The organism is Pseudomonas sp. GW821-FHT07G06 (assembly GCF_058986625.1).
This window is the reverse complement of sequence record NZ_JBYSVW010000013.1, coordinates 199616-224835: the sequence shown is the minus strand read 5'-3', so window position 1 is coordinate 224835 and position 25220 is coordinate 199616. Positions and strand designations below refer to the sequence as shown.

20 protein-coding genes are annotated in these 25220 nt (G+C 57.5%); 8 read left to right on the top strand and 12 right to left on the bottom strand.

Annotated elements, in window-relative coordinates; all coding sequences use genetic code 11:
* The first annotated feature begins 87 nt into the window (after positions 1-87).
* A complete protein-coding gene (locus AC3WJW_RS22105; protein WP_493727395.1) occupies positions 88-570 on the top strand; it encodes an HIT family protein in 483 nt (160 codons plus the stop codon).
* Between the two features lie 161 nt (positions 571-731).
* Here the strand turns inward: AC3WJW_RS22105 and AC3WJW_RS22100 are convergent, their stop codons facing one another.
* From AC3WJW_RS22100 to AC3WJW_RS22080, 5 genes are all read right to left on the bottom strand, one after another.
* Positions 732-1082: a copper-binding protein gene (locus AC3WJW_RS22100; RefSeq protein ID WP_493727394.1), complete on the bottom strand. Its 351-nt coding sequence runs from the start codon at positions 1080-1082 to the stop codon at positions 732-734.
* Positions 1079-4237 (bottom strand): efflux RND transporter permease subunit, encoded by a 3159-nt coding sequence (locus tag AC3WJW_RS22095; RefSeq protein ID WP_493727393.1) that lies wholly within the window; start codon positions 4235-4237, stop codon positions 1079-1081. Before AC3WJW_RS22095 ends, AC3WJW_RS22100 begins: the two co-directional genes overlap by 4 nt.
* Entirely contained in the window at positions 4234-5718 is a 1485-nt protein-coding gene (locus AC3WJW_RS22090; protein ID WP_493727392.1) for an efflux RND transporter periplasmic adaptor subunit, read from the bottom strand. The genes AC3WJW_RS22095 and AC3WJW_RS22090 overlap by 4 nt, the downstream gene beginning before the upstream one ends.
* The gene (locus AC3WJW_RS22085; RefSeq protein WP_493727391.1) at positions 5715-6971 is read right to left on the bottom strand and encodes a TolC family protein; all 1257 of its coding nucleotides are present in this window, start codon (positions 6969-6971) and stop codon (positions 5715-5717) included. Before AC3WJW_RS22085 ends, AC3WJW_RS22090 begins: the two co-directional genes overlap by 4 nt.
* 100 nt (positions 6972-7071) lie before the next feature.
* Positions 7072-7413 carry a hypothetical protein gene (locus tag AC3WJW_RS22080; protein ID WP_493727390.1) on the bottom strand — a complete coding sequence of 114 codons (342 nt, stop codon included), beginning with the start codon at positions 7411-7413 and terminating at the stop codon, positions 7072-7074.
* Between the two features lie 515 nt (positions 7414-7928).
* On the opposite strand from AC3WJW_RS22080, the gene AC3WJW_RS22075 reads away from it, so the two are divergent.
* From AC3WJW_RS22075 to AC3WJW_RS22050, 6 genes are all read left to right on the top strand, one after another.
* Complete coding sequence (locus AC3WJW_RS22075; protein WP_493727389.1) at positions 7929-9062, top strand: pyridoxal-phosphate-dependent aminotransferase family protein; 1134 nt, start codon at positions 7929-7931, stop codon at positions 9060-9062.
* Positions 9063-9137: 75 nt separating this feature from the next.
* Positions 9138-9383 carry a hypothetical protein gene (locus tag AC3WJW_RS22070; RefSeq protein ID WP_493727388.1) on the top strand — a complete coding sequence of 82 codons (246 nt, stop codon included), beginning with the start codon at positions 9138-9140 and terminating at the stop codon, positions 9381-9383.
* 427 nt (positions 9384-9810) lie between these two features.
* Positions 9811-10629, top strand: a complete 819-nt coding sequence (locus AC3WJW_RS22065) for a hypothetical protein (protein WP_493727387.1) — start codon at positions 9811-9813, stop codon at positions 10627-10629.
* Between the two features lie 281 nt (positions 10630-10910).
* Positions 10911-11762 (top strand): hypothetical protein, encoded by an 852-nt coding sequence (locus tag AC3WJW_RS22060; protein WP_493727386.1) that lies wholly within the window; start codon positions 10911-10913, stop codon positions 11760-11762.
* 680 nt (positions 11763-12442) lie between these two features.
* Positions 12443-12970: a PDDEXK family nuclease gene (locus AC3WJW_RS22055; RefSeq protein ID WP_493727385.1), complete on the top strand. Its 528-nt coding sequence runs from the start codon at positions 12443-12445 to the stop codon at positions 12968-12970.
* A 75-nt stretch (positions 12971-13045) separates the two neighbouring features.
* Positions 13046-13666 (top strand): hypothetical protein, encoded by a 621-nt coding sequence (locus AC3WJW_RS22050; protein WP_493727384.1) that lies wholly within the window; start codon positions 13046-13048, stop codon positions 13664-13666.
* A gap of 313 nt (positions 13667-13979) precedes the next feature.
* On the opposite strand, the gene AC3WJW_RS22045 is transcribed toward AC3WJW_RS22050, so the two are convergent.
* The 3 genes from AC3WJW_RS22045 to AC3WJW_RS22035 all read right to left on the bottom strand — a co-directional run bounded on the left by AC3WJW_RS22045 (position 13980) and on the right by AC3WJW_RS22035 (position 16996).
* The gene (locus AC3WJW_RS22045) at positions 13980-14378 is read right to left on the bottom strand and encodes a YfeK family protein (RefSeq protein WP_493727383.1); all 399 of its coding nucleotides are present in this window, start codon (positions 14376-14378) and stop codon (positions 13980-13982) included.
* Positions 14379-14515: 137 nt separating this feature from the next.
* Complete coding sequence (locus AC3WJW_RS22040) at positions 14516-15994, bottom strand: DASS family sodium-coupled anion symporter (protein ID WP_493727382.1); 1479 nt, start codon at positions 15992-15994, stop codon at positions 14516-14518.
* Between the two features lie 54 nt (positions 15995-16048).
* Positions 16049-16996: a lactate/malate family dehydrogenase gene (locus tag AC3WJW_RS22035; protein WP_493727381.1), complete on the bottom strand. Its 948-nt coding sequence runs from the start codon at positions 16994-16996 to the stop codon at positions 16049-16051.
* 320 nt (positions 16997-17316) lie between these two features.
* On the opposite strand from AC3WJW_RS22035, the gene AC3WJW_RS22030 reads away from it, so the two are divergent.
* Positions 17317-18123 (top strand): lytic transglycosylase domain-containing protein, encoded by an 807-nt coding sequence (locus AC3WJW_RS22030; RefSeq protein ID WP_493727380.1) that lies wholly within the window; start codon positions 17317-17319, stop codon positions 18121-18123.
* Positions 18124-18154: 31 nt separating this feature from the next.
* Here AC3WJW_RS22030 and AC3WJW_RS22025 read toward each other — a convergent pair whose 3' ends face one another.
* The 4 genes from AC3WJW_RS22025 to AC3WJW_RS22010 form a co-directional block, all read right to left on the bottom strand.
* On the bottom strand, positions 18155-20713 hold the full coding sequence (locus tag AC3WJW_RS22025; protein ID WP_493727379.1) for an efflux RND transporter permease subunit: 2559 nt from the start codon (positions 20711-20713) through the stop codon (positions 18155-18157).
* A 29-nt stretch (positions 20714-20742) separates the two neighbouring features.
* Positions 20743-21819 (bottom strand): WD40/YVTN/BNR-like repeat-containing protein, encoded by a 1077-nt coding sequence (locus tag AC3WJW_RS22020; RefSeq protein ID WP_493727378.1) that lies wholly within the window; start codon positions 21817-21819, stop codon positions 20743-20745.
* A 169-nt stretch (positions 21820-21988) separates the two neighbouring features.
* On the bottom strand, positions 21989-23347 hold the full coding sequence (locus AC3WJW_RS22015) for a DUF1329 domain-containing protein (protein WP_493727377.1): 1359 nt from the start codon (positions 23345-23347) through the stop codon (positions 21989-21991).
* Positions 23348-23385: 38 nt separating this feature from the next.
* Positions 23386-25212 carry a DUF1302 domain-containing protein gene (locus AC3WJW_RS22010; protein ID WP_493727376.1) on the bottom strand — a complete coding sequence of 609 codons (1827 nt, stop codon included), beginning with the start codon at positions 25210-25212 and terminating at the stop codon, positions 23386-23388.
* Between the last annotated feature and the right edge of the window lie 8 nt (positions 25213-25220).

Genomic DNA, 25220 nt, shown 5'->3' with positions numbered 1-25220 from the left:
CGCGACAGGCAACAATCGGCCAGGAGCGGACGTAACCATGATGCCTTGATACTCTGTGTGACCGATCGCCGAAGGACATCAACGCACATGGAAATTGCACCACGGTTCATCATTCATGAAACCGATCATTGGATACTCAATCATCATATGTCATCCGCGCTCCCCGGTTATTTGATGCTGGGTTCGCGGACTCATGCGAACTCGCTGGCCGACCTTCCGGGCAGTGCCCTGGCAGAGTTGGGTGGCCTGCTCGCAGCAGTTCAGAAAGCCATTGAATCGCGACTAAAGCCGAAGTGGATCTACATCAGTCGATTCGGCCATGACCCTGGCTATCCCATTCATTTCCATTTCATCCCTGTGTATCACTGGGTCGAAGAGCTGTTCTGGAAGGATGCGAGATACAGACTTTTGGAGACCTTCGCTACAGCTGAAAACGTTCAATCACTGACTGACGGAGCAGAACTGACACTGTTCATCTGGCGCGAATTTGGGGAGAGCCCGGAGCCCCCAACCACCCAAGGACCTTCCATCAACCAAGTCATTAGTGATTTTCGCGAATCATTCAAATAGGCCGACGAGCCTGTCCGCTTCGGCTCGGAAGCAGCTCCTCGTCACAGACCACAATCGGCCAGAAGCACCCAATTCACGCGGCGCCTCTGAAGTGCTGATTATTGTGAAAATTGTTAAAGCCGGCACGTCGATGCGTGCCGGCTACGAACAACATCAATATTTCATTTTTTGATAGAAACAATCGTTGCTTTTCCACCCTCCAGTCGGAAGGAAAACGATACTCGGTCTCCAACCTTCAACCCTGTCAATTGATCTTCTGCCACCGAAAAGGCCATGGTCATCGGCGGCCATTGCACAGCTGGAACAGCGCCGTGAGCCAGGGTCACCGTATGCTTTGCAGTATCCATAGCCTTGATCGTGCCCTCGGCGCTGGCGACTGGAGCCTGCTTTGTTTCCTGCTCCATCTTCATGCCCTCCATACCGTCCATTTTCATTCCTGGCATGTCCCCTGCGCGGGTAGCCAGAGAGAACACAACGGCGGTGCTGGCAATAGCAATAAGGGTCAGTTTCATACGACATTTCCTTCCTGGGTGACGGGTGTGATTGGGAGACTTTGGCGACGCATCAAGCGATAGGCGGCCGGGATGACAAACAGCGAAAGCAAGGGGGCCGTGACCATACCGCCGACCATAGGCGCGGCGATGCGGCTCATCACTTCGCTGCCGGTGCCGCTGCCCAACAGGATGGGTAACAGACCGGCAATGATCACGGCCACGGTCATTGCCTTGGGTCGGACTCGCTGCACCGCGCCTTCACGAATCGCTGCCAGCAGCCCACGCTCAGAGCTGTCGCCGAGGTCTTCTCGTTCGGCCCAGGCGTTCTTCAGGTACAACAACATGATGACGCCAAATTCGGCAGACACTCCGGCCAGTGCGATAAAGCCGACCCCGGTGGCAACCGACAGGTTGAATCCCAACAGATAAAGGAACCATACCCCGCCAGTCAGTGCGAATGGCAGAGTGGCCATAATCAGTAGGGCCTCGTCGAAGCGGGCAAAAGTCAGGTAGAGCAGCACGAAGATGATCAACAGCGTGGCAGGCACCACCAGTTTGAGTCGTGCGTTTGCCCTTTCGAGAAACTCGAACTGTCCTGAGTAACTAAGGCTCATGCCGGGCTGCAACTTGACCTGTTCATTGACGACCCGACGTAGATCGGCAACCACCGAGGCAATGTCCCGCCCCCGCACATCGATATACACCCAGCCTGAAGGACGTGCATTCTCGCTCTTGAGCATCGGCGGACCATCCGTGATCTTGATCTTCGCCACTGTGCCGAGGGTGATCTGGCTGCCTGACGAGGTGTAGATCGGCAATTGCTCCAAGACACCTGGCGAGTCGCGCCACTCACGTGGATAACGTACGTTGATCGGGAAACGCGCGAGTCCTTCAATGGTCTCCCCTATGTTTTCACCACCGATGGCACCGGCCACGATGGATTGCACATCCTCGATGTTCAGCCCATAGCGGGCGGCGGCCTTGCGGTCGATGTCCACGTCGATATAGCGACCACCGGTCAGGCGCTCGGCCAAAGCCGAACTGACACCGGGCACATCTTTGGCCACCCGCTCGACCGCCTGAGTCGCGGCATCGATCTCCGTCAGATTGGTGCCGGCAACCTTCACACCGATGGGGCTCTTGATTCCCGTAGCCAGCATGTCGATACGGTTGCGAATCGGCGGTATCCAGATGTTGGTCAAACCGGGAACGCGCACCACGCGATCCAGTTCTTCCACCAGCTTTTCCTGGCTCATACCGGGGCGCCATTGCTCATGCGGCTTGAACTGAATGGTGGTTTCGAACATTTCCAGTGGCGCCGGGTCGGTTGCGGTTTCGGCACGACCGGCTTTACCGAAGACGTGTTCGACCTCTGGAACAGTCTTGATCAAGCGATCGGTCTGTTGCAGCAGTTGCGCCGCTTTCTGCGCCGACAATCCCGGCAGGGCCGATGGCATATAGAGCAGGTCGCCCTCGTCCAACGCGGGGAGAAACTCGCCACCCAGGCGAGACATTGGCCATAGCGCGCTGAAAAAAACCAGCAGCGCCACCAGCAGCGTGATCTTCGGCCGACGCAAGACTGCGTCCAGGGCTGGCTGGTAGATCCTGATCAACCAGCGGTTCAACGGGTTCTGTTGTTCACCGGGAATCCGTCCGCGAATCCAGTAGCCCATCAGCACTGGCACCAGGGTCACCGACAATCCCGCCGCTGCGGCCATGGCGTAGGTCTTGGTGAACGCCAGTGGACCGAACAGCCGCCCCTCTTGGGCTTCCAGGGTGAACACCGGAATGAACGACAGGGTGATGATCAACAAACAGAAGAACAGGGCCGGCCCTACCTCTGCCGCCGCGTCGGTCATCACATGCCAATGCCGCTCCCCCCTCAACTCCTCTCCTGGATTGGCCACGTGCCACGCTTCAATCTTCTTGTGGGCGTTCTCGATCATCACCACGGCGGCATCGACCATGGCGCCGATGGCGATGGCGATTCCGCCCAGGGACATGATGTTGGCGTTGATCCCTTGGTAGCGCATGACGATGAAGGCAATCAGCACCCCCACCGGCAGGGAGATGATCGCCACCAGGGAGGAGCGCAAGTGCCAGAGGAATATCCCACACACCAGCGCGACAACGATGAACTCTTCGATCAGCTTGTGGCTGAGGTTTTCCACCGCGCGGTCGATCAGCTTGCTGCGGTCGTAGGTGGTGACGATTTCCACGCCAGCCGGCAAACTGCTTTTCAGTTCGTCGAGTTTGGTCTTGACCGCCGCGATGGTCTCGCGCGCATTTTTGCCGCTGCGCAAAATCACCACGCCGCCGACTGTCTCGCCTTCGCCGTCGAGTTCACTGATGCCGCGACGCATTTCCGGTCCCAACTGGATAGTGGCGACATCGCCAAGGGTCACTGGCACGCCGCCAGAGTCGAGCTTGAGCGGGATCGCCCGAAAATCATTGAGCGTCTTCAGGTAACCGGATGCGCGCACGATGAACTCGGTCTCTGCCATCTCCAGCACGGCCCCACCGGTTTCCTGATTGGCCTTGCCGATAGCAGCGCTCACCTCAGCCTGAGTGATGCCGAGGCTGGCCAGTTTGAGTGGATCAAGCTGCACCTGGTATTGCTTGACCATGCCCCCCACGGTGGCCACTTCCGCCACGTTGGGCAGGGTCTTGAGTTCGAACTTGAGGAACCAGTCCTGAAGTGCGCGCAGCTGCGCCAGATCGTGCCCGCCACTGCGATCCACCAGTGCGTACTGATAGATCCAGCCCACCCCCGTCGCATCCGGCCCCAACGCCGGCTTGGCGCTGGCCGGCAACCGACTTTGTATCTGGCTCAGGTACTCCAACACCCGCGAGCGAGCCCAGTACAAGTCGGTGCCGTCTTCGAACAGCACATACACGAAGCTGTCGCCGAAGAAGGAATAACCACGCACCGTCTTGGCTCCCGGCACTGAGAGCATGGTGGTGGCCAACGGATAGGTCACCTGGTTCTCGACAATCTGCGGCGCTTGTCCCGGATAAGGGGTGCGGATGATCACCTGCACATCGGAGAGGTCCGGCAGCGCATCGATGGGGGTGCTCTGTACCGACCAAATACCCCAGGCCGTGACAAACAACGTCGTCAGCAGCACCAGGAACCGGTTGGCCACTGACCAACGAATCAGGGCAGCAATCATGGCTGGCTCCCCGATTTTTCCAGACGTTCGACCCGCAAACCATCGTCGGTCTGGCTCACCGCCACCCGAACCTTGTCACCCGCTTTGAGCCCCTGCCTCAGCGCCGGATTGGCGAGTGGAAACGTCATCGTCATACCTGGCATGCCCAGTGTCTTGAAAGGGCCGTGGGCGAGCGTGACTTCTTTGTCGTTGATCTCGACGATCTGCCCATCCGCCTCATGAAAACCGGAGGCTGCTGCACTTGGTGGCGCCTGATCCTCCGTGCGAGCAACAATGCCCTTGAGGCTGGCCTCCGAATCGAGGAGGAACTGGCCTGACGTCACCACCTTCCGGCCTTCTTCCAGACCTTTCAAAATCGCCGTCTTGCCGTCGCTTTCCGGCCCGGGTTGTACCTCCACCGGACGGTAGCGGCCCGCGTCTTCGGCGAGCATCACCAGGGTACGTCGGCCAGTGCGGATAACCGCCTCACTCGGCACCCACAACACGCTGTGCTCGGATTTACGATTCAGGCGGACCTGCGCCGTCAAACCTGGTCTCAGGCGCCCGTCTGGATTGGGCAGCTCCACCCGTACGCGCAGGGTACGGCTGTCCGGATTGGTCTCGGGCAGAATCGCGCTGACCTTGCCATTGAGCTTTATCCCCGGGAAGGCTGGCAATTGCGCTTCAACCGTTTGCCCCACGGTGATCGATCCGGCCTCCGATTCGGGAACGGCCACGGCTAGCCAGACACTACTCAGGCCATTGACGCGGGCCAGAGTCTCGCCAGTCGCCACGGTCATACCCACACGCACATTCAGCTCTTGCAGCACACCACCAATGGGGCTGGTGAGCGTCAGGTAGGGTTGGACCTTACCGCCACGCTCTACTTGAGTAATGAGTGTTGCCGGCATCCCTGTGAGCCGCAGTCGCTGGCGGGCCGCCGCCAACAGGTCAACATCACCGTTGTGCTTCAGGGCAAGAAACTCTGTCTGGGCGGCGGCCCATTCCGGCACCAGGATATCCGCCAATGCCGCATTGGCTTTGAGCACATCGCCTGGAGCATGGGCATAGACCCGTTCCACGAAGCCAGCTGTGCGTGCCTGAATCACTGCGACATCCCGTTCGTTGAATGCCAGGACACCGGTCACCTCGAGGCTGGAGTCAAAGACTCCACGGGTGACTGTGGCAACGCGCAGACCGAGATTCTGGGTGAGAGCTGGATCGATACTGACCGTCGCATGGTCGCTACCTCCACTGGCGTATTGTGGGACCAGTTGCATGTCCATGAAGGGAGACTTACCCGGCTTATCGAACTTTTGCTGTGGGTACATGGGGTCGTACCAATACAGAGCTTTGCGTTCATCCGGTGAAATGGAGCTCATCTGCGTGGCGGTAACCGGTACTGCGCTCACACGCTGGTGAGCAAACCAATATCCACCGGCACCACCCAAGGCCAGCGAGAGACCTACCAACAACGCCCCGTTCCATTTTTTAAGGATCATTGGCTGGACTCCCCATAAGCAAAATACAGTCGCGCACGGCTCAACGCTCGCTGCTCTTCCACGTCGATCTGTTTGAGGCGCGCCTCGATGAGTTCACGTCGGGCGGTAACCACGGCATTTAAATCACCTTTGCCGGCACGATAACTGGCCATGCTGAGTTCGACCTTTTCCCTGGCCAGCGGCAACAGGCTTTCCTGGTTTCGCTGTACCGCACGATTGAGGCGCTCGTAGTCAGCCAGTTCGCTCTCCAGTTGCTGGGTATGCTCGCGTGACAGGGCTTCGCGCTCGGCCTCAAGCTGGCTGAGCTCAGCCTGTTTGGCTGCGATTTTGGGATTTTGGCGAGCGTCAGGAAACAGCGGCAGATCCCAGGAAAACTGCACACTGACCATGTCGCCAAACTCACGGCCACGGTGCTGGTAATCCAGTTCCCAGCTCCAGTCCGGCTTTTTCTCCGACACGGCTTCGTGAACCTTGGCCTGCGCTTCACGGGTCATCGGCGTAAACGCTGCCAACTCGGGATGGTGCTGCAGTTTATGGACGTAGCTTGAGGAGTCGACAGGCCATTGAGGCAAGCTGCCCACCGGTTTGTCGTTGGCGGCTGAACCAATCCAGCGTTTTAGTGCCGCTCGTGCCTGGGCGCGCTGGCGAACCAGATCGTCCTGTTGCTCCGCCAGTTGAGCCGCTTCTTGCTTGGGCGTCACCGCATCGGCGGGTTGAGCGCGGCCACCGGCAATTTGCGCCCGGACGGCGTCGGTCAGCAGACGGTTTTCTTTGTAGAAGTCCTGGAATAGCGCATCTTTGCGTTCAACCGAGTAGCTGCTGATCCAGGCCAATGCCGTGGATTGACGCACGTTCAGTCGTGCAACCCGACGCTCGGCGGCAGCGCGATCAACGGCGGCGTTGGCGACCTCGATGCGAGCTTTACGCTTGTCACCGTTGGGCATCTCTTGCCTGACTCCGACCATTTGCATGGTCATGAAGTCGTCGTTGATGCTCCAGCGATCCGGGCCGTCGATGGGGTAGTTCTGCACACCGGCCAGCAACTTGGGGTCAGGTAGTTCACCCGCTGGAATAGCCGCACTGCTGGCGGCCTGAATCTTTGCATCCTGTGCAGCCAGCGACGGCGCATTGTTTTCGGCCAGCCGCAGCGCTTCATCGAGTGTCAATGCGGCAGCGAAGCTCGGCAATGCCAGTACGCTTGCCGCCAGACCGGCCACGAAGGACCAACCTGTGCAATAGCACTTGGAGTTCATGTTTACGATTCCTGTGATCATTCACTGCACGCATCAAAAAGACAGGCGCGCAGCCAGTCCATCCCGCAAATGCGGAATGAGGCTCAATGCTGGACAGGAATCAAACGCGAGGCGGTCGCCATACCCCGGACGGGGTTTGTACAGGCAGGGAATCACTGGAGTAGGAAAAAACTACGGGGCTGAACACGGTGACAGGAGGCTTGAGGATCGTGACTTGCAGCATGCCGCCTGTCTTGCATTCCTGGCCTGGCTTGCAGGGCTTGCCATGCTCGGTTGGGCTTTTCATATCATTGCAACAATCCATGCCCATGTCGTCCATCATCGCCATGCCCATCGACTTCATTGGGCATGGTTCTGTCGGTGCCTGAACGCCCGCCATCCCGCTGAGGGGAAGCGCCAGGCTAATCATGAAAATGAGGCAAAGCCGCAGGTAGCGTTTCATGGGGTTGGAGTGTAGCCGTCAGATATGGCACTAACAATCAATTGAACACATGCTTGTAGCTGCCTTGCGCAGGCGCTGATTGCGCGTGGATATAAGCGCTTCAGTATTAAGCCAACATTACATTGTCAGCCCGCTCACTATCTCCTGAGGTATTACGGACAACCTTCAGAGAGGATGGCTCGTACGGCTCCACTGATCAATCAACGTCGGTAAAGGAGCTAAAAAGATGAACAGTGCGCAGGCGAAGGGGCATTTTCAAATGTCCGCTACAGGTCGGTTCCTGCCCTTCGTAACTGGTCGTTATCGACGGAACGCAAGGAGGCAGGAACCTTTAAGGCCCACCCTCCCACAACTCAGCAGCCACCGGCGAGCATTGCTACGCCCACGTCCAGTCATCGACCTGTTGATGCCAGCCGCTCGACAGAAGTCGCCATTCCATCCCGAGCAATCTTGTCATTTGCGAAGGCTTAGGGCAGGGTCGATACCACTGAGATCCCTGTCAAAGGAGTCACCCCATGTCAAAGCTATATCCCGATATCGATCCCGAGGGGCTGGTCGAGTATTCAGTGGTCTACACCGACCGCTCGCTCAATCACATGTCGCAGTCATTTCAAGGCGTGATGAAGAACATTTCCACGACCCTGAAACAGGTCTACAACGCCCAGGCTGTTGCGGTGGTCCCGGGCAGCGGCACATTCGGCATGGAAGCGGTGGCGCGACAGTTTGCCACCGACCAGCAATGCCTGGTGATACGCAACGGCTGGTTCAGTTATCGCTGGAGCCAGATCCTTGAGATGGGCAACATCCCGGCGGCCACCACGGTGCTGAAAGCCCGACCGGTCGACACGGGTCGCCAGGCTGCCTACACCCCACCCCCTCTGGACGAAGTGCTGGCTGCCATTGCGGCTTCGAGGCCGCAGATTGTCTTCGCCCCCCACGTTGAAACCTCATCGGGGATTATCCTGCCCGACGACTACCTGCGGGCCGTGGGCGACGCCGTGCATGCGGTGGGTGGCCTGTTCGTGCTGGACTGCATCGCCTCAGGCACGATTTGGGTTGATATGCACAAATGCGCAGTCGACCTGCTGATCAGCGCACCCCAGAAAGGCTGGAGCGCCTCCCCTTGCTGCGCCCTGGTGATGTTCAGTTCCCTGGCCCTCGAGCGCATCGAACAGACGCAAAGCAGCAGCTTCGCCTGCGACCTGAAAAAGTGGCTGCAGATCATGCAGGCCTACGAACAGGGCGGACATGCCTACCATGCGACCATGCCCAGCGATTCCCTCGCGCGATTCAACGAAGTGATGAAAGAGACGCAAGCCTACGGTTTCGACAAGGTCCGCGGCGAACAACAGGCGCTGGGCGATCGGGTGCGCGCGATGTTGACCGGCAAAGGCATCAAAAGCGTGGCTGCAGCCGGCTTTCAGGCCCCTGGCGTAGTGGTGAGCTACACCGATGATCCCGACATCAAGACCGGCAAGAAATTTGCCGACCACGGCCTGCAGATCGCCGCCGGAGTGCCGTTGCAATGCGACGAGCCGGCCGACTTCCAGACCTTCCGCATCGGTCTGTTCGGGCTCGAAAAGCTGCACAATATCGAGCGCACGGTCAGCACGCTCGAGCAGGCACTGGACGAGGTCATGGTTAACTAAACATTCATCTTGCCCTCCGGAGGCCCACCAGCATCGTGGGCCTGTATCGTCGAACTGAATGTAAGCGACCTGACTATGGATGATTTTGAAACGACTATTTCGCGCTTGGTACCCATGAGCAAAATGCGTAAAGACGAGTTTACAAAACTCCGTGATTGGGCGAATCAAAATGCAATCAGCGCTTCGGCTATGGTTGCCGGTCAGAATGATACGGAAACTCAGATCGGCGGCAGGCAAATTGATTTTTTAATCTGCGGTGATTTTTCAGTGGGCAAGGCTTTGTTGCTCAAATCGCGGCTGATGGTCTGGCCGGTAAAGTGACTGCATGAGCAAGCTGCTCCTGCCAGGTACAAAACGAATAACCGGTCACCCTGTTAGATGGCGGCCTACCCGCTTAACCCCTGGCGATACGCCCATGCGGATCAGTAGAACCGAGTGGGCCCAAGTAAGAAAGGATGACCTTCGTGGCCAACATTTCTTCCCTCGAAACAGAATTCCGAACCGCTGGATTTGGATATCGGTGAGCGGGGTAGCTATCGGCTCAAAGCGTGCACTCGCGAATGGCTGCTTCCGGCCTATCGGTGCCTGTCGCGAAGGCCCGCGTGCGACCCGAAGCGGTCGTTGGAGATTGACAGTTACCGGTTAGAAGCGAATGTTAAGCTTGGGGTGATTCTTCGACTAACAACCGATAGTCAGGCGGCTTTCCATTGCTTTTAAGAGTTAAAAAACGCGTGGAATCATATCCACAATGAGCCCTGTTAAGATCCCAGTCGCGTCTGAGCAATCAGGAAAAAATTCAGTATGGAGCGCCATAATGGTCAGTTGTTATTTTCCCGGCTGTGAAAATCATGCAAACAGCAAAGAGCATATCCCACCGCAATCTTTCTTTCCAGACTCTAAAAAAGTAAATCTAATGACTGTAAAGTCATGCAAGGTGCACAATAACGATAAAAACAAGGACGACATATATGCTCTGGCCAATATTTGTGTAAATTGTATAACCGATGTGCAAAGCAATGCATCAGAGGTTTTCGAGTCCAGTGTCAAGCCTCAACTGATGCGTAATAACAGTTCTCTATTTAAGAAAATCTTCAAGGACCTAACCAAGCAGCCACAGGGATATGGATTCTCGGTTGACACCGCCAGACTGAATTCTTTCTTTGATTGTCTGACTCACGGGGTTCTATATAAAAAAACAAAGAAAAAAATTAATCCAGACTGCTACAGGGTAAAGCACCTCTACATGAATCTTAATGAGAAAAGCTCCGACGGTTCTCATGAATTTTTAAAGATGATGAAGGACTACTGGAAAACCCACCTTCTGAACGGAGGGCCTATAGCGGAAATTTTAGATTTTAGGGTCACAGATGCTAAAGGTTACAGTCATGAAATTTACAAAGTAAAAATCATGGGCGCCGATTTTTTAAATGCTACTGGGATAGATGAGTTTCAATCGTCAATTTCAGTAATTCATGAGTTTTACGGCCACTTCGTTGTGGTTTCAGCGCTGACACGAATTGCAAACTTTGAGAATACACCGGCATCCATACGGCCTGAGTTTTCCTGATATTTGATGTTCTTTTGATGGGCGGCACTTATGTCGCCCGATTTGAGGGACGTACCATCCGATTCAATAGTCAGGTGAGCCTGATATCGGGATCGCTAAGACGCAATCGGATGCTCTACACATTCCGCAAACCAAAGCGGGCTGCAGGGGAGCAATGAAGTCCCTCAGCGAGCCAGGTGTGAAGCAGAAATCACGACTAATACGCCCGACTTTTAAAGCGAAATAAACAATTTACACTAACGCTATGCTGCGAGGCTTACAGCAGCTCTTTGGATTCGATGATGAAGACCACCACAAAACAGAATCAGGGGAAGTCCGACTACTTCTCCGCTGGCAAGCCAGTACATCGGCTATCCTATTGCGCCTTTCTTGATGTCCTAGGCTTTTCTGACAGAATTTTAACCGGCTACAAGGACGGCGGAGCAGACAAGTTGTTGGAGAGTTTTCACAAAATTCTCGCCAAGAGTATTGCCCAGTTCAAGAAGAGCACCCATGAGTCGATGCTCTATTTCAAGTCATTCACTGACAACGTGGTGCTGGCCCATCCCCGGTTCAGCGATGATATGGAATCCGAGTTCGGGTTCATCCTGTGGGCCATCAACGAATATCAGTTTCAAATGGCGTTGAAAGGCTTTTTCATCCGAGGCGGCCTAGCGGTAGATCTGTTATTCATGGACGAGAACAGCGTATATGGAGCAGCCCTGCTTGAGGCCTATCGTCTTGAGAGCAAAGTTGCTGTCAACCCCGTCGTCGTTTTGTGTGATAACACAATGAAGCTGGTGGACAAACACCTCACGTACTACGCCAGTGGGATTGCCCCCCAACTTAGGCATGTGTTGAAAGGTCCTGATGGCCGCTATTTTTTGAACTATCTGGCGGAATGCATTATAGAAGGTGACGATCAAGATTATCTCGATGATAGTTCACTTCGCCGCCATAAAAAGCAGATAGAGTCGGCGCTCAAAGCCTATGCCACCGTTCCAGTTGTCTTTGCAAAATTCGCGTGGCTCGCTTCCTATCACAACTACTTCTGCGACATGGTTTCCGGCTACCGGGAATATAAAGGCTCGCTGAAGGTTTCCGCGGCGCTTACCGCCACACAATTTAGACGTCTCGATGAAAAGAAGAAATGAGCCGTTAATGTTACCCTCCAAGCTCTTTGTTATTGAAATAAAATTCGACTCCGTGTATGGATTCCTACGAACTACGTCCAGTTCAAGGAGTGCGTGAGGCGGGAGGATAGGGAGCGAGGCAATCCTTTGTCTCATCAAAGCGTTTGTGGGCGTCTCACGTTGCTTGGTATTGAGCAAAGGGTTGCTTTGGGCCGTTAACTACCCTTCACGAAGGGTAGCAATCGACTGTGGATTCAACCGGTCAGCTCGGGCTGAAGTCGGCCAGAAGCAGCCTCTTGAATATGTCTACGAAACCGGTGGCGATTCACTGATCTATGGAGTTCGAGCCTTTTCTTCTGACAGCGCTCTCCCGTCAAGCCTTGCTATTACTGATTTATAGCTAACTCACACCTGTTTTGACCTGCTTTTCATCGCTGTGATATCCACACTTTCCTACACGTTAGCTAGACAGCCTTGAGGCCGATCGGTAACGTCTAGCCATCACGTCACCTTGGCTGGTTTGGTACGTGTTGCCTTTCATGTCGTTGTTGCGCCTGGCTTAGTCGCGCTTTCCATTTTCGCGTCCCTACCAATCAGGGGTTACTACATGACAATGGATGTTACAAGCAACGCAAGGCGTGTTATCCGTCAGCAATGCCGCCTCATTAGTAGTCAGGCCTTTTTACAGGAGATTGGAATCCATGCTCAAAGCGATTCAGACTCGATATAAAGGACACAAATTCAGATCCCGTTTAGAGGCCAGATGGGCGGTATTTTTTGATGTCGCTGGAATTAAATGGATATACGAGCAAGAAGGTTTTGTGGTTAATGATACGCCATACTTGCCAGATTTTTTTCTGCCAGAGTTTGGCTATTTCGAGGTCAAGGGTAGACCTGACTATGATGAGAACCTCATGCAGGAGTTTTCAAATCAATCTGGCGAGCTTGTTATTCTTGCATTTGAAGAAATACCTTTTCTTGAAAACGGAAATGGGTATCTAAAAGTTCTGACCCCAAACTCACACCATGAATGTGGTGATCTAATGTTTTGGGGGTACAATGATATGTTTTTGCAGTGCGATGGTTGCGGAAAAATCACAATTCAAAACGAAGTTTACGATACGGTTAAAGGAAACTGCTGCGATGGCTTCCGAGAAATGTCCATTGAGCACGCATTACTAACAGCTAGGGAAGCCCGATTTGAGCATGGGGAAAAACCTAATATCTAACAAGTGGTTCAAATCGTTAGCTTCGCTTGCTGGGACGGGCTAAAGCCAGCCCCTTAACCAAGTGTTAGGAATATAATGGAAACTACCTCTGAACGCTGGGAACGCTTTCTTGACCCTGACGTGGTCAAACCCTCTCTTTTTCTAGCGACAATGTTCATCACAGCATTTGAGATACTTAAAAACGCGGTGATTGATCGCCTGCGCAATTTTTATGCAGATGGCTGGGACGAAAACGGCCCAATCATTAGCCCTGAGTACCAGAATAGAGTTTTGTATCGTAACAAGAGCGCGCTTTACGCATCATTTGATTGGCTGCAAGAAAGTGGAGCCATAGGCAGTGAAGATTTGGAGCGGTACGAAAAGCTCAAAAGAACTAGAAATTTGTTAGCGCACCAACTATTTGAAGTGGTAACAGGCCAGGTTGAATCAAAGCATGAAGCTCATTTCGAAGAGCTATTAGAGCTGCTGCGAAAAATAGAGGTGTGGTGGGTTGTTAACCTTGAAATTGCCAGCAATCCAGATTTTGACGGACAGGAAATTGATGAGACAAGCATTGTTCCTGGCTCTATCTTGTCATTGCAGATGCTTATTGAAGTGGCGTCTGGCAATAGTGAGCTTCTTGAGCGCTGGCGCAAAGCACAAAAGCAACGCGGAGCAGACGCCAACAATGCATATATGGAATCTCCCCACAAGTAATGGGCAAAGCTTTTGATTTACAACTGCCGTCTGTGAGGTTGCTTGCGTAGAACCGGCCTTTCACGGGCGCGAGGCCCTGGCTATTTTGTAGTTCGTGCAGCACGGGGCCAACCTGGATCACCACTCGACTTGTAGACACTCGATGACCGCTTCTGGCCGATTGTAGCCCTTCGTGACCGGCAGAAAACGGCCAGAAGCAGACGATCAGGAGTCTCTTTGAATCAGGGGAAAGATGTAACACCCGGAAAAAGTCGATCGCTTTGCTTCTTGACCACGGAGCGCCATTCAGACTGTTATCGGACTTGAGGCAAAATCAATGCAGTTGCCGTTGCCTCTGTAGTTCTCTCTTCAACCACGTGTTTGCCGGTTCTACACCTTCTGGACATCGCACCTCATAGGCGCGGCCGCTCATACTGCTTTTAGTGGCAGCAAGATCGATGAAGTCTTCTGCGCTGTTCACCATGTTCTTGCCTTCGAGATATTTCAGTTTCTGCTCCAGATGTGCCCGAGCGCGGGGACCTGGGTATTCGCTCCCATTGCGCACAAACTGACACTCACTGTGTTCGACAAAGTCCAGCAAGCCTTTTATCTCTTGAGTGACTTGAGGTGCGGCGAGAACCTGCGCATTCGTGATGATTGCGACAAGGCCAATACCCGCAGCCATCATCAATAGGCTGACAAGCTGCTCTGTGCCCCTCATCCAGATCCGCATGATCAATCCTGGTTTTGAAGGTGAAATGAAACGAGATCCCTCCTCCTGCCAATACAGAGGGTGCAGGAAGACAGCGCTATTATCACGAAAGCGGCAGTGAGGCTCTTAAAGAATCAGCCCCTACTTTAGGTGCCGTCTCAAACATGTCCAAGCAACTGCCACCAAAGCGGGCCGACGACCAGCCAGATCACCATGTAGATGACGCTCATCAAGAAGCCGGTCTTCCACCATTCCCCCTGGGTGACGTAACCGGCACCGAACATGACCGGCCCGGAACCGATGCCGTATTGGGTCAGACAACCGTTGACGCTGCTCAGGATGCCGAGAGCGACCGCTGCTGTGAATGGCGGGATGCCGGCAGCGACCATAAGCGCCATGCAGAGGGGAAACAGAGCACTGATATGTGCCGTGGCGCTAGCGAAGAAATAATGGATGTAGCAATAGATCGCCGCCACCAGCATATAGACAGCCAGCCTAGGGAAACCCTCCAGGTATGCCCCGAACTCCTTGCCGAACCACGAAACCATGCCGTACTCATTGAGTTTGGAGGCCAGCATGATCAGCAGGCCGATCCAGATCATGGTGTCCCAGGCGGATTTCTCATTAAGGGCATCCTGCCAGGTCAGTACGCCGGTGATGAACAGCAACGAGACACCGAGAGCCGCCGCCAGCGTCGCTCCGATTTTCAGATCCTCACCGAAAATCCAAAGCACCAGCAAGCCAACGAAGATCACCGCCATGATGATTTCCTTGGCCGAGATGGGCCCCATTGCCAGGAGTTCTCTCTGTGCCAGGGCCTTCGCATCGGGTGTCTGGCGAATCTGCGGCCGGACAATCCACAGCAAGGCCACCGGAATGAGGGCAAGGCACAACAAACCGGGAACTGATGCTGCCACCGCCCATTCGAGCCAACTGATTGAGACGCCCTGGTCTGCGGCCATCTTGACCGCCAGGGGATTTCCCGCCATCGCCGTGATGAACATGCCTGCGGTGATGATATTGGCGTGGAAGGCACAGAGGATCAGGTAGTTCCCCACCTTGCCGCGCGATTCAGGGTCATCGGCATGGCTGCCGAGGACCTCCGACATCGCTCGGGTAATCGGCAGCATCACCCCACCGGCGCGAGCGGTGATGCTGGGCATGGCGGGCGAGATAAGGAGTTCAGTCATGACCAGTCCATAACCCAGCCCCAGGGTTCGCTTGCCCAGCAGCCGCATGAACAGGAGTGCGATGCGGTGCCCCAGTCCGGTCTTGATCACGCCTCGGGAGATGAAGAAGGCGAGCATCACCAGCCAGACGAGGTCCGTCCCCGTGGATTTGGTGACGTCGGCAAAGCTCACGACGCCAACCAGTACGCCCACCGTGGCGCTGATAATGGCTACCGCCGACATCGGAAGAGGGGCGGTCATGATGCCGGCGATGGTGGCGACGAACACGGCGAACATGTGCCATGCCTTCACGTCGAGGCCAGCCGGCGCCGGCAGGAACCAGAGGACGATACCTATGCCCACCGGGACGAGAAATTTCCAGACATTACTGAGGTGCCCTTCCGATGGCGTCGGTTTCGTCACGGCCGGGGTTGCAGGTTGCGAATCCTTTGCGGGTAATACAGCCATGATATAAACCTCTTGGCGGCACTGTTCGGTTTATTCAGAGCGTGCGCAATTTCCCTAACGGGCGAGAAGCACGCTGTCGGTTGCCTCTTTGACGATGCACGCACTGCGCTGCAAGGCCTCGCGCTCGATGGGGCCGAGCTCCGGATAGGCCAGTAACTGCGCACCTCTGCCATTGACCACCATCGGCAGCGACAAACACACCTCTGGTACGCCTTCGACTTCAGCATGCACGACAGCGACCGGCAGAATGAGGTCGGTGTTATGTACGATGGCCTGGCAAATTCGCCCAATCGCACTGGCGACTCCATAGTGGGTGGCGCCCTTGCCTTCCTTGATGAGCGTGGCTGCCTCGTGCACGGAGCGCAGGATCAGATCGCGGCTGGCAGGCCCCAATTCTTTGCCGCTCCTGGCCAGGAACATATCGAGGGGCATTCCGCAGACCGTCGCGCCGGACCAGTCGATCACCGCGGATTCGCCGTGTTCGCCGAGAACGTAGGCGTGTATCGCAGGCGCCACGACGCCCAGCCGCTCGGAGAGCAGCGATCGCAGTCGCCCGGTATCGAGGGATGTGCCGGTGCTGATAACGCGCTCGCGCGCGCAACGCAGGCGGTCAAAAACGACACTGGTCAACACATCGCAGGGGTTGGTCGCGATTACGTAGATTGCATCCGGGGCCAACGGTGCAGTGCGATCCACAACTTGCGCTGCAATGGCCGCATTGGTTCTGGCCAAGTCCAGACGAGTCTGCCCTTGCTTCAGACCGACACCAGCGGTGATGACGATGATGTCCGCGTCTCGTGCGTTCTCGTAATCACCGGCATAGAAGCGATTGTGCCCCCAGAATGCTGCTGCGTGGGTGAGGTCCAGCGTCTGCCCTTCGGCTCGTATTCGCTCGACATCGATGATGACGATCTCGGCACTTGGAATAGCTACGGCCGCAAACAGGGCTGCTGATCCGCCAACCAATCCTGCACCGACGATTACGATCTTGGGTTGCCGCATCGCATGCCTCCCGTCGCGCCAGGAGAATTGGACACCTGAACCAGGCATCCGCCAATGGCGAGTTCCTCATTGGGAACCGGCAAGAAAAGAGTAGCTCAACATCGACTGGGTGCATGCCCGCATGGATGTGCAACCTGGGAATGGCTGCAATAGAGAATTGCCAATGACCGCAATGGGTCGCAAGCAGCCCGTACGTCAACGCTAGTTCCAAGGCCGGTTACAAGGCGTATAACTATCAGAACAAACGGCGGATCACCCGGAACAGCCCCTCCAAAGGCAGCGCCCAGGCCTGATCGGCGCCTGTGGCGCGGAGCGATGTGATGAGTTGCAGAGCATGGCGATGGGCTCGCAAGAGCCTTCTTGGCGGCATCGGGCTGGCCTTGCTGGTCGCTCCACTGTGCGCCAGCGCCATGTACAAGTGCCAAGCCAGGGACGGTGCCATCAGCTACACCCGCCAAGCCATCGCCAGCGCCCGCTGCACTCGCCTCAATGGCATGGCGGGCGCCGGTGTCGGCGCCAAGGCAATGGCCCTGCCACGGTTTGTGCGGGACGACAACTCGGACGCGGTGCGGGTTCGGATGTTCACCTTCATCCACAGGGGTGTTCGTCAATATGTGAGCCGGCGCCCCGTGGGGATTTCCGCACGGGTCGATGTCATTGATCTCTATTACATCAAGGGCTGCTACCTGTGCAGGGCGCCGAAGGATTTCAAGGTCGCCTCACTGCGCCTGGACACCCAATCCTATCGGCGGGAGATCGAAGCCGCTTCGGGTCTTTATGGTGTCGACCGGGCGCTGGTCCGCGCCGTGATACATGCCGAATCGGCGTTTCGCCCCTACGCCATTTCCGAGGCCGGCGCCCAGGGGCTGATGCAGTTGATGCCCGCCACCGCCGAGCGTTTCGCCGTGGACGATCCGTTCGACGCACGACAGAACATTCGTGGCGGCGTGCGCTACCTGGCCTGGCTGCTCAAGCGCTTCAACGGCAACCAGGTGCTGGCGTTGGCAGGCTACAACGCCGGCGAAGCGTCCGTGGCCGAGTACAACGGGGTGCCTCCCTACGCCGAGACGCAATCCTACGTCACCCTCGTGCAGTCCTTGACCGAACGCTATCGCAACCATCGCTAGTGCCGCAGGGCGCATAACCCGGAATATCCCTTTACTCCACCCGACTGACGGGCATCCTGCCCTTACCCGCCTGGTCAGCGTCGCAGTGCTCAAGCCCTTGCGACGCCTCGACAACTGACACTTCAGACGTCATCTCGTCCGTTTTCTTGCCCAGGACGTGATGAGTTCGCAAAAGAAAATGCGACAGCGCCGGGATCAATATCAATGCACCCAGCATGTTCCACAGGAACATGAAGGTCAGCAGCATGCCCATGTCGGCCTGGAACTTGATCGGCGACCAGATCCAGCACACCACGCCAGCGGCGAGGGTAATGCCCACCAGGCCGACCACCCGGCCGGTAAAAGACACGGCGTTGCGGTAGGCCTGGGACAGCGGCAGGCCCTGGCGCTGGTATTGCAGCTGGACGCTGAGTAAATACAGCGCGTAATCCACGCCGATGCCAACCCCCAGGGCAATCACCGGTAGCGTTGCCACCTTCACGCCAATACCCATGGCCACCATCAAGGCTTCGCAGAGGATCGAGGTCAGTACCAGCGGCAATAGCGCCACCAGCGTGGCCCGCCAGCTGCGGAAGGTGATCAGGCAGAACAGCGTCACCGCCGCGTACACGTACAGCAGCATGGTGCGATTGGCCTCGCGCACCACGATGTTGGTTGCCGCCTCGATACCGGCGCTGCCGGCGGCGAGCAGGAACTGGCGATCGTCGCTGCTGTTTTCCCTGGCGAATTTGTCGGCAATCGCCACCACCGCATCGAGGGTTTCGGCCTTGTGATCCTTGAGGAAAGCGATCACCGGCATCAGCGAGCACTCGGTGTTGAACAGCTCCGGGGAGTTGACCGAGGCTTGCTGCGCGGCGTAGTTGAGCACGTCCTGGTTGCGCTGGATGCTGTTGAGCTTGGGGTTGCCTTCGTAGGTGCCGGCGGTGATCTGCCGTACCGCGTTGACCAGCGAAGCCGTGGCCTGCACGCCCGGATACTGTTGCAGCTCCCAGGCCAGGCGGTCGGCGAGGATCAGGGTCTTGTAGTTCAGGCAGCCCTCCGCCGGGGTCTTGATCATCACCGCGAACAGGTCGCTGGACAGCGCGTAATGCTGGGTGATGTAGGCGTTGTCGCGGTTGTAGCGCGAGTCGGCGCGCAACTCCGGCGCACCGCTGTCGAGGTCGCCGATTTTCAGTTGCAGGCTGACCACGAATCCGCCGATCCCGAGCAAGGCTGCAACGAGGACGGCACCGGTGGCCCACTTCGCTGTCGTGAAGCGGTCAAGACTGTCCCACAGTTTGCCGAAGCCTTTATGCGCGCTCGCCCGCGTGTCGATTTGCAGCGCACGCTCGGCGGCTTTGCTACCGACGCCGACAAAGGACAGCGCCACCGGCATCAGCAGCAGCGAGGTGAAAATCAGCACCGCGACACCGATGCTGGCGGTGATCGCCAGGTCCTGGATCACCGGGATATCGATCAGCATGAGCACGGCGAAACCCACCGCATCGGCCAGCAACGCGGTGACCCCGGCGATGAACAGGCGGCGGAAGGTGTAGCGCGCGGCCACCTGCTTGTGGGTGCCACGGGCGATGTCCTGCATGATGCCGTTCATCTTCTGCGCGGCGTGGGACACACCAATGGCGAAGATCAAGAACGGCACCAGCACCGAATACGGATCGATGGCATAACCCAACCAGGCGACGATGCCCAATTGCCAGACCACCGCGATCAGCGAACAGCCGACCACCAGCAAGGTGCTGCGCACACAGCGGGTGTAGAGGTAGATGATCACCAGCGAGGTGACCACGGCCAGACCGAAGAACATCATCACCTGGATAAGGCCGTCGATCAGGTCGCCGATCAGCTTGGCAAAACCGATCACCCGCACCTTGTAGTGCCCCTTGCCCTCCTCCCCGGCCTTGCGCGCCGCAGGGTCACCGGCGTATTCGATCTTGTCGCGCAGACGCTCTTCGAGCATTTGCGAGAACGCGTGATAGTTGATGCCGTTCCCCGTAGCCGAAGCCTTGTCCAGCAAGGGCACGATCAACATGCTCGACTTGAAGTCGCTGGCCACCAGGCTGCCAACGATGCCGGCGCGGTTGATGTTCTGGCGCAGCTGCTCGATATCGGAGGGCGAGCCCTGATAACTGTCGGGCATGACCGGGCCACCCTGAAAGCCCTCTTCGGTGACTTCGGTCCAGCGCACGGCCGGGGTCCAGAGCGATTTCATCCAGGCGCGGTCGACGCCTTCGGTGAGGAACAGCTCATCGTTGACCTGCTTGAGCACGTTCAGGTATTCGGGGTCGAAAATGTCGCCCTGGGTGTTCTCCACCACCACGCGCACCGAATTGCCCAGGCCGCGCAACGAGTGGCGGTTCTCGAGGAAATTCTGAATGTACGGCTGGCTCTGCGGGATCATTTTTTCGAAGCCGGGGCGCAGCTCCAGACGGGTCGCCGCCATGTAGCCCAGCACCAGGGTGGCCAGGGTCATGAGCACGATGAACAGCGGGCGATAGTTGAACACCAGCCGTTCCAGCAGGTTGCCGGAGCGCCGATCAAAATCGCGCAGGTCGCGGATCACCGGCATGTTGTCTTGCTTGGTAGGGGCCATGTCTGAGTACTCGCTCTATGTTCTGGCTCTTATTCTTTGAGAAGCGCACGTGCGCCACGCATACCCACCACGACCAGCGAACCATCGACGGCCAGGGTGGCACCGGCGACCGGTGACGGGTTCTGTTGCGGCATCAATTGCAATTGGGCGTTATCGCGCTGATCGGCGAGCATGTGCCCCGCCTGGGTGAACAGGCGAAAGTGACCCTGGGCATCAATCGTGGCGGCAGTGACGCTGACCTGCAGGCCAGTGTCGAACGGCGTCCAGCTCGACCCGCCATCGGTACTGCGCAACGCATTGCCACGCAGGCCGTAGATCACGACTTCGCCGGGCTTGCCGACGACGCCGAAAAAACTGCCCTGATACGGCGTGGCCAGTGCGGCGAAACGCTGCTGTACCGCCTCCCATTTCAGCAGCAGGCCCTGCTCGCCGGCGATGTACAGCGCATCACCAGTCGAAGCGATGGCATTCAAGTGAAAGCTCTGCGGGTTGTCGGTACGGTCCTGGAACGGCGTCCAGCTTTGGCCGCCATCCTCGGTACGCAGGATCAGGTTGAACACCCCGACCACGTAGCCGACCTTGTCGTCGGCGAACCAGACGTCGAGCAGCGGCTTGTCGGCGCCCTCCTCGACCAGCCGCCGGCCGTCAGCGACCAACAGCGGCCACTGCTCATTGGCCGGCTCGGCAGTGGCCAGCGCCGTGTAATGCCTGACCAGCAACGCGCCGATCTGTCGACCGTCCAGTTGCTTGTTCCAGGTCACGCCGGCGTCGCTGCTGTGCAGGATCACGCCATCGTTGCCGACGGCCCAGCCCTGCTGCGGCGAAGCAAAATACACCGCACTCAAGTCACTGCTGACCGGTACGCTCGCCTGCTGCCATTGCCGGCCGCAATCGTCGGAATAAAGAATGTGCCCGCGCTGCCCGACCGCCACCAGCCGTTGCCCGGCATTGGCGACATCCAGCAACGGGCTACGCACGGCCAATGCACTGGCCCTGGCGGGCATGTCCAGCACATCGACGTAATCGGCCGCCTGGGTGATACCCTGCGACAGGCCGAGCACAACGCCTAACGCCCAACGCCAAATATGATTTTTGTACGAACACATGCTGCGTCCTCTTCGGAAAACCGCGTCGTGCAGGTCATGTGGGAGCGAGCCTGCTCGCGATGGACGTTAACGATGACGCGTGCTGTCTGGATGCCCGCGTCGCCCTCTGGTCCATCGCGAGCAAGCTCGCTCCTACAGTGGATCGTGCGAGCGTTTGCTTGCGGTTGGCTCAGCGAATACCGTTACCGGCCAGCGCATCCGGCGACCACTGCGCCTTGGAGAGCGGCGCGATGTACTTGATGCCGCCGTAGGCGCCGGACAGGCCGTTGATGTTGTAGGTACCGCCGACCAGGTCGTAGATCACGTGCGGCGTGGTGTTGGGCGTTGTCACGTCGTAGCTTTGCGAGAGGAAGCTGAACGAACCGCGATAGAGCTGGCCACGGGCGTCGTACTGATCCGATGCCAGAGCGACCCAGCTGTCCTCATCCAGATAGAAGCGACGTTTGCTATAGACGTGACGGGCACCCGCCTTAAGCGTGCCCTCAACAACCCACACCCGATGTTTCTCCCAACGCACGAACTGCGGCGCCAGGTGATTCGGGGTGGTCAAGGTTTTCGTGTCTTTGAGATAGCTCAGGGCGTAGGCGTTGTACGGCACGATCATTTCCTGCTTGCCGACCAGTTTCCAGTCATAGCGATCCAGCGCACCGTTGAAGACATAAACATCATCATAAGTGCCGGAACCTGCGGTGCCCGGGTTTGGCGTGTCGTAGGCCAGGGTGGGTGCCAGCTTCACGCGGCGTTGCCCGGGCAAGTACTGCCAGGCACGGCGTGCCTGCGCCAGCGGGTTGGCGGCGTCCTTGAGCATGATCGCCTCGCCTGCACGGCGCGCCGGGCCCGTATACAACAGGCGGGTCTGGAAGTAGGTGTCCTTGCCATCGATAACCTTGTCTGGGTCTTCGAATATCGGGAACGAGTTCACCACCTCTCCGCTGGTCGCCAGGTTCTGCGAGCCCGAGGAATCCACGTTCCACGAATCGTACTTGGTGGAATAAGCCACGCCCTGATAGCGCAACAGGTGGTTCCACATGGCCTCGGCGCCCGACTGCGGGATCGGGAACGGCACGCCAGGCAGCACGTTCTCGATCGCGTTGCCGCCTTCCAGCGACTTGGCGCCGGTGGCGTTTTTCAAGGTATTGTCCAGCACGCTTTGCGGCAGCGCGACGCTGCGGTGGGTCGGGTAGACCTCGACGCGAAAGCTTGGAAAACGCGTGGCCAGTTCGACGGTGACGGCGGTCAGCTGGTTTTTGTACTGCGCGACGTTCTTGCCGTCGATCACCAGCAAGGGTTTCTCGCTGGCGTATGGATCCGGGCGGAAAGTGTCACCGGTCTTGAAGCCTGCCGGCAGGCTGGTCAGCCCACCGTTGTAGGCCGGGATGGAACCGTCGGCATTACCGGCCTTCTCGGCGCCGACGGCGGTCAGGTTGCTGCCCAGTTTGGCGGCATCGGCGGCGGGTACGGCGGCCTGGACCAGGCCGGCGAAGGCCAGCGCAACCGAGGCGGTCAACAGAGTGTGCATGCATTTCATTGTGTCGTTCTCCTGATTGGGTTTTAAGCAATCGCGAATCAGAAAGTTGTCTTGAAGGTGGCCGTCACCATGCCGCGATCCTTGAGCTGGGCCGGAGTACCGCCGAAAGCGGTGGTTTGTCCTGGAGTGCAGTTGTACTGTCCGTTCACACCCGGTGCGGTGCCGTCGCCCTGACTGCCTGCGCTGCCCGGTGAGCTGCAGGTATCGAATGGACCGAAGTTGTCCACGTATTTCAGGTCGAAGCGGTATTGGTTGCGAATGTCGAAGCCGACGCCGACCGAGTAGCTGCCGGAGTCTTCGTTGCCGCCCAACTGCACGGCGGAGTTGCCATTGAGGCCGACGTTGTAGGTCATCGGCATGTACATATCGACGCCGGGGAACACCTGGTACCAGGTCGGGTTGAAGTTGACGCCGATGATGTAGTTGTCGCGGGTGACCTTGTCGGTGCCGTGGTACCAGTCTTCGCCCTTGAACAGCTGTTTGTTGTCGGTCACTTTCAGCCAGCGGCTGTAGCCGAGTTCGACCAGCAACGAGGAACTGTCCCACAGCGGCGTGTCGCCGAAAGTCGTCAGGCCGTTAAGCACCGCGTGCACGGTGTTGCCGCGCGCCACGCCGTTTTCGCCGTTGAAGCTGCCGATGAAGCCTGGCACCCCGGCGGCGGCCGCCGCCGCATTGACGGTGCCTGGCACACTGGCCAGCGGCATGTTTTCGCGGTAGTTCAGGTCGAATCCGACGCTGACATCGCCAACGCTTTTCGACAGGCTCAGGCCATAGATATCGATGTCATCGACGTAGAACTGGTTGTAGCTGCCGATGTTGCCGGAGATCAGCTGCGCCGGCCCGACAGCGGTCGGTTGCAGCACCAGGTTGGGCAGGATGTCGGACGTCTTGCGGTAGTAGACGCCGAGCGTGCCGTCCAGCCACTCAGGGCTCCACTTGGCCATCAGCCCGAAGTCGCCATGCTTGTCCGGGGTAAAGGTATGGCCATTGCTCAAGCGCAGGAACTGGTTCGCCCCCAAGGGTCCGGGCGTACCGAAACGCGGATTCAAGCCACCGATCAGCGACAGGTTGTGCCCGCCGTTCTGGATGCCGTCGTTGAAGCCCAGATAGGTCCCGGATTCCGGCAGGCGCGAAGCGTCCCAGTCGAGGAAATACTGCGCACCCAGGGTCAGCTCCGGGTTGACCGTGAAGCTCATCGACAGCTGGTTGCGCGGGATGAACAATTCCTTCGCTTCGGTACCTGGCACCGCCAGCGCCTTGGTGATGTCCAGGCCGGACTGGCCGTAGCTGTTGCCGTGGGCGAAGGCCAGGACACTCTCGCCCCAGTACTGGGTGTGCTTGCCGAGCTTGGCGCTGAGGATCGACTCGTCACCGATTTCCGTGCTGCCGAAAACGAAGGCATCGAGGATTTCCGCCGACGGCCCGTTGTAATAGCGATCGACATAGCCGCTGACATGGCGCGAGTCCGGGCGACCACTGTTCAACTGGTTGGTCGCCGCGTTGTCACTGCCGACATTGTCGTAGGCATGGTCGTACCAGCTGTTGGTGCTGACCCGAAAACCCATCTTCTTCTGGTAGGCCACATCCAGTTCCGAGAGCACGTCCAGGCGCTGGGACACCGCACTGCCCGAAGAGAAGTTACGGTTACCGTCGTTGTTGTTCCATGAGCGGGCCAACTTGCTGTTGGGACTTTCCACCCGCTGGGCATAGTTGAACTTGAAGGTGTTGTCGAAACGTACCGTCCAGTCTTCATTTCCGGTATCGAGTTCAAAGGCATGAGCCGCCGGCAATGCCGCGATAAATAGCGCAGAGGCCAGCAGTGTTGGCTCCCACACACCCACACCGAGTTTTTTGTTGATCCGCATACGTTGGC

Excerpts from the sequence above, each read along its gene's own strand:
- AC3WJW_RS22105 (WP_493727395.1), top strand. The coding sequence starts at position 88 with ATGGAAATTGCACCACGGTTCATCATTCATGAAACCGATCATTGGATA.
- AC3WJW_RS22100 (WP_493727394.1), bottom strand. The coding sequence starts at position 1,082 with ATGAAACTGACCCTTATTGCTATTGCCAGCACCGCCGTTGTGTTCTCT.
- AC3WJW_RS22095 (WP_493727393.1), bottom strand. The coding sequence starts at position 4,237 with ATGATTGCTGCCCTGATTCGTTGGTCAGTGGCCAACCGGTTCCTGGTG.
- AC3WJW_RS22090 (WP_493727392.1), bottom strand. The coding sequence starts at position 5,718 with ATGATCCTTAAAAAATGGAACGGGGCGTTGTTGGTAGGTCTCTCGCTG.
- AC3WJW_RS22085 (WP_493727391.1), bottom strand. The coding sequence starts at position 6,971 with ATGAACTCCAAGTGCTATTGCACAGGTTGGTCCTTCGTGGCCGGTCTG.
- AC3WJW_RS22080 (WP_493727390.1), bottom strand. The coding sequence starts at position 7,413 with ATGAAACGCTACCTGCGGCTTTGCCTCATTTTCATGATTAGCCTGGCG.
- AC3WJW_RS22075 (WP_493727389.1), top strand. The coding sequence starts at position 7,929 with ATGTCAAAGCTATATCCCGATATCGATCCCGAGGGGCTGGTCGAGTAT.
- AC3WJW_RS22070 (WP_493727388.1), top strand. The coding sequence starts at position 9,138 with ATGGATGATTTTGAAACGACTATTTCGCGCTTGGTACCCATGAGCAAA.
- AC3WJW_RS22065 (WP_493727387.1), top strand. The coding sequence starts at position 9,811 with ATGAGCCCTGTTAAGATCCCAGTCGCGTCTGAGCAATCAGGAAAAAAT.
- AC3WJW_RS22060 (WP_493727386.1), top strand. The coding sequence starts at position 10,911 with ATGAAGACCACCACAAAACAGAATCAGGGGAAGTCCGACTACTTCTCC.
- AC3WJW_RS22055 (WP_493727385.1), top strand. The coding sequence starts at position 12,443 with ATGCTCAAAGCGATTCAGACTCGATATAAAGGACACAAATTCAGATCC.
- AC3WJW_RS22050 (WP_493727384.1), top strand. The coding sequence starts at position 13,046 with ATGGAAACTACCTCTGAACGCTGGGAACGCTTTCTTGACCCTGACGTG.
- AC3WJW_RS22045 (WP_493727383.1), bottom strand. The coding sequence starts at position 14,378 with ATGCGGATCTGGATGAGGGGCACAGAGCAGCTTGTCAGCCTATTGATG.
- AC3WJW_RS22040 (WP_493727382.1), bottom strand. The coding sequence starts at position 15,994 with ATGGCTGTATTACCCGCAAAGGATTCGCAACCTGCAACCCCGGCCGTG.
- AC3WJW_RS22035 (WP_493727381.1), bottom strand. The coding sequence starts at position 16,996 with ATGCGGCAACCCAAGATCGTAATCGTCGGTGCAGGATTGGTTGGCGGA.
- AC3WJW_RS22030 (WP_493727380.1), top strand. The coding sequence starts at position 17,317 with ATGAGTTGCAGAGCATGGCGATGGGCTCGCAAGAGCCTTCTTGGCGGC.
- AC3WJW_RS22025 (WP_493727379.1), bottom strand. The coding sequence starts at position 20,713 with ATGGCCCCTACCAAGCAAGACAACATGCCGGTGATCCGCGACCTGCGC.
- AC3WJW_RS22020 (WP_493727378.1), bottom strand. The coding sequence starts at position 21,819 with ATGTGTTCGTACAAAAATCATATTTGGCGTTGGGCGTTAGGCGTTGTG.
- AC3WJW_RS22015 (WP_493727377.1), bottom strand. The coding sequence starts at position 23,347 with ATGAAATGCATGCACACTCTGTTGACCGCCTCGGTTGCGCTGGCCTTC.
- AC3WJW_RS22010 (WP_493727376.1), bottom strand. The coding sequence starts at position 25,212 with ATGCGGATCAACAAAAAACTCGGTGTGGGTGTGTGGGAGCCAACACTG.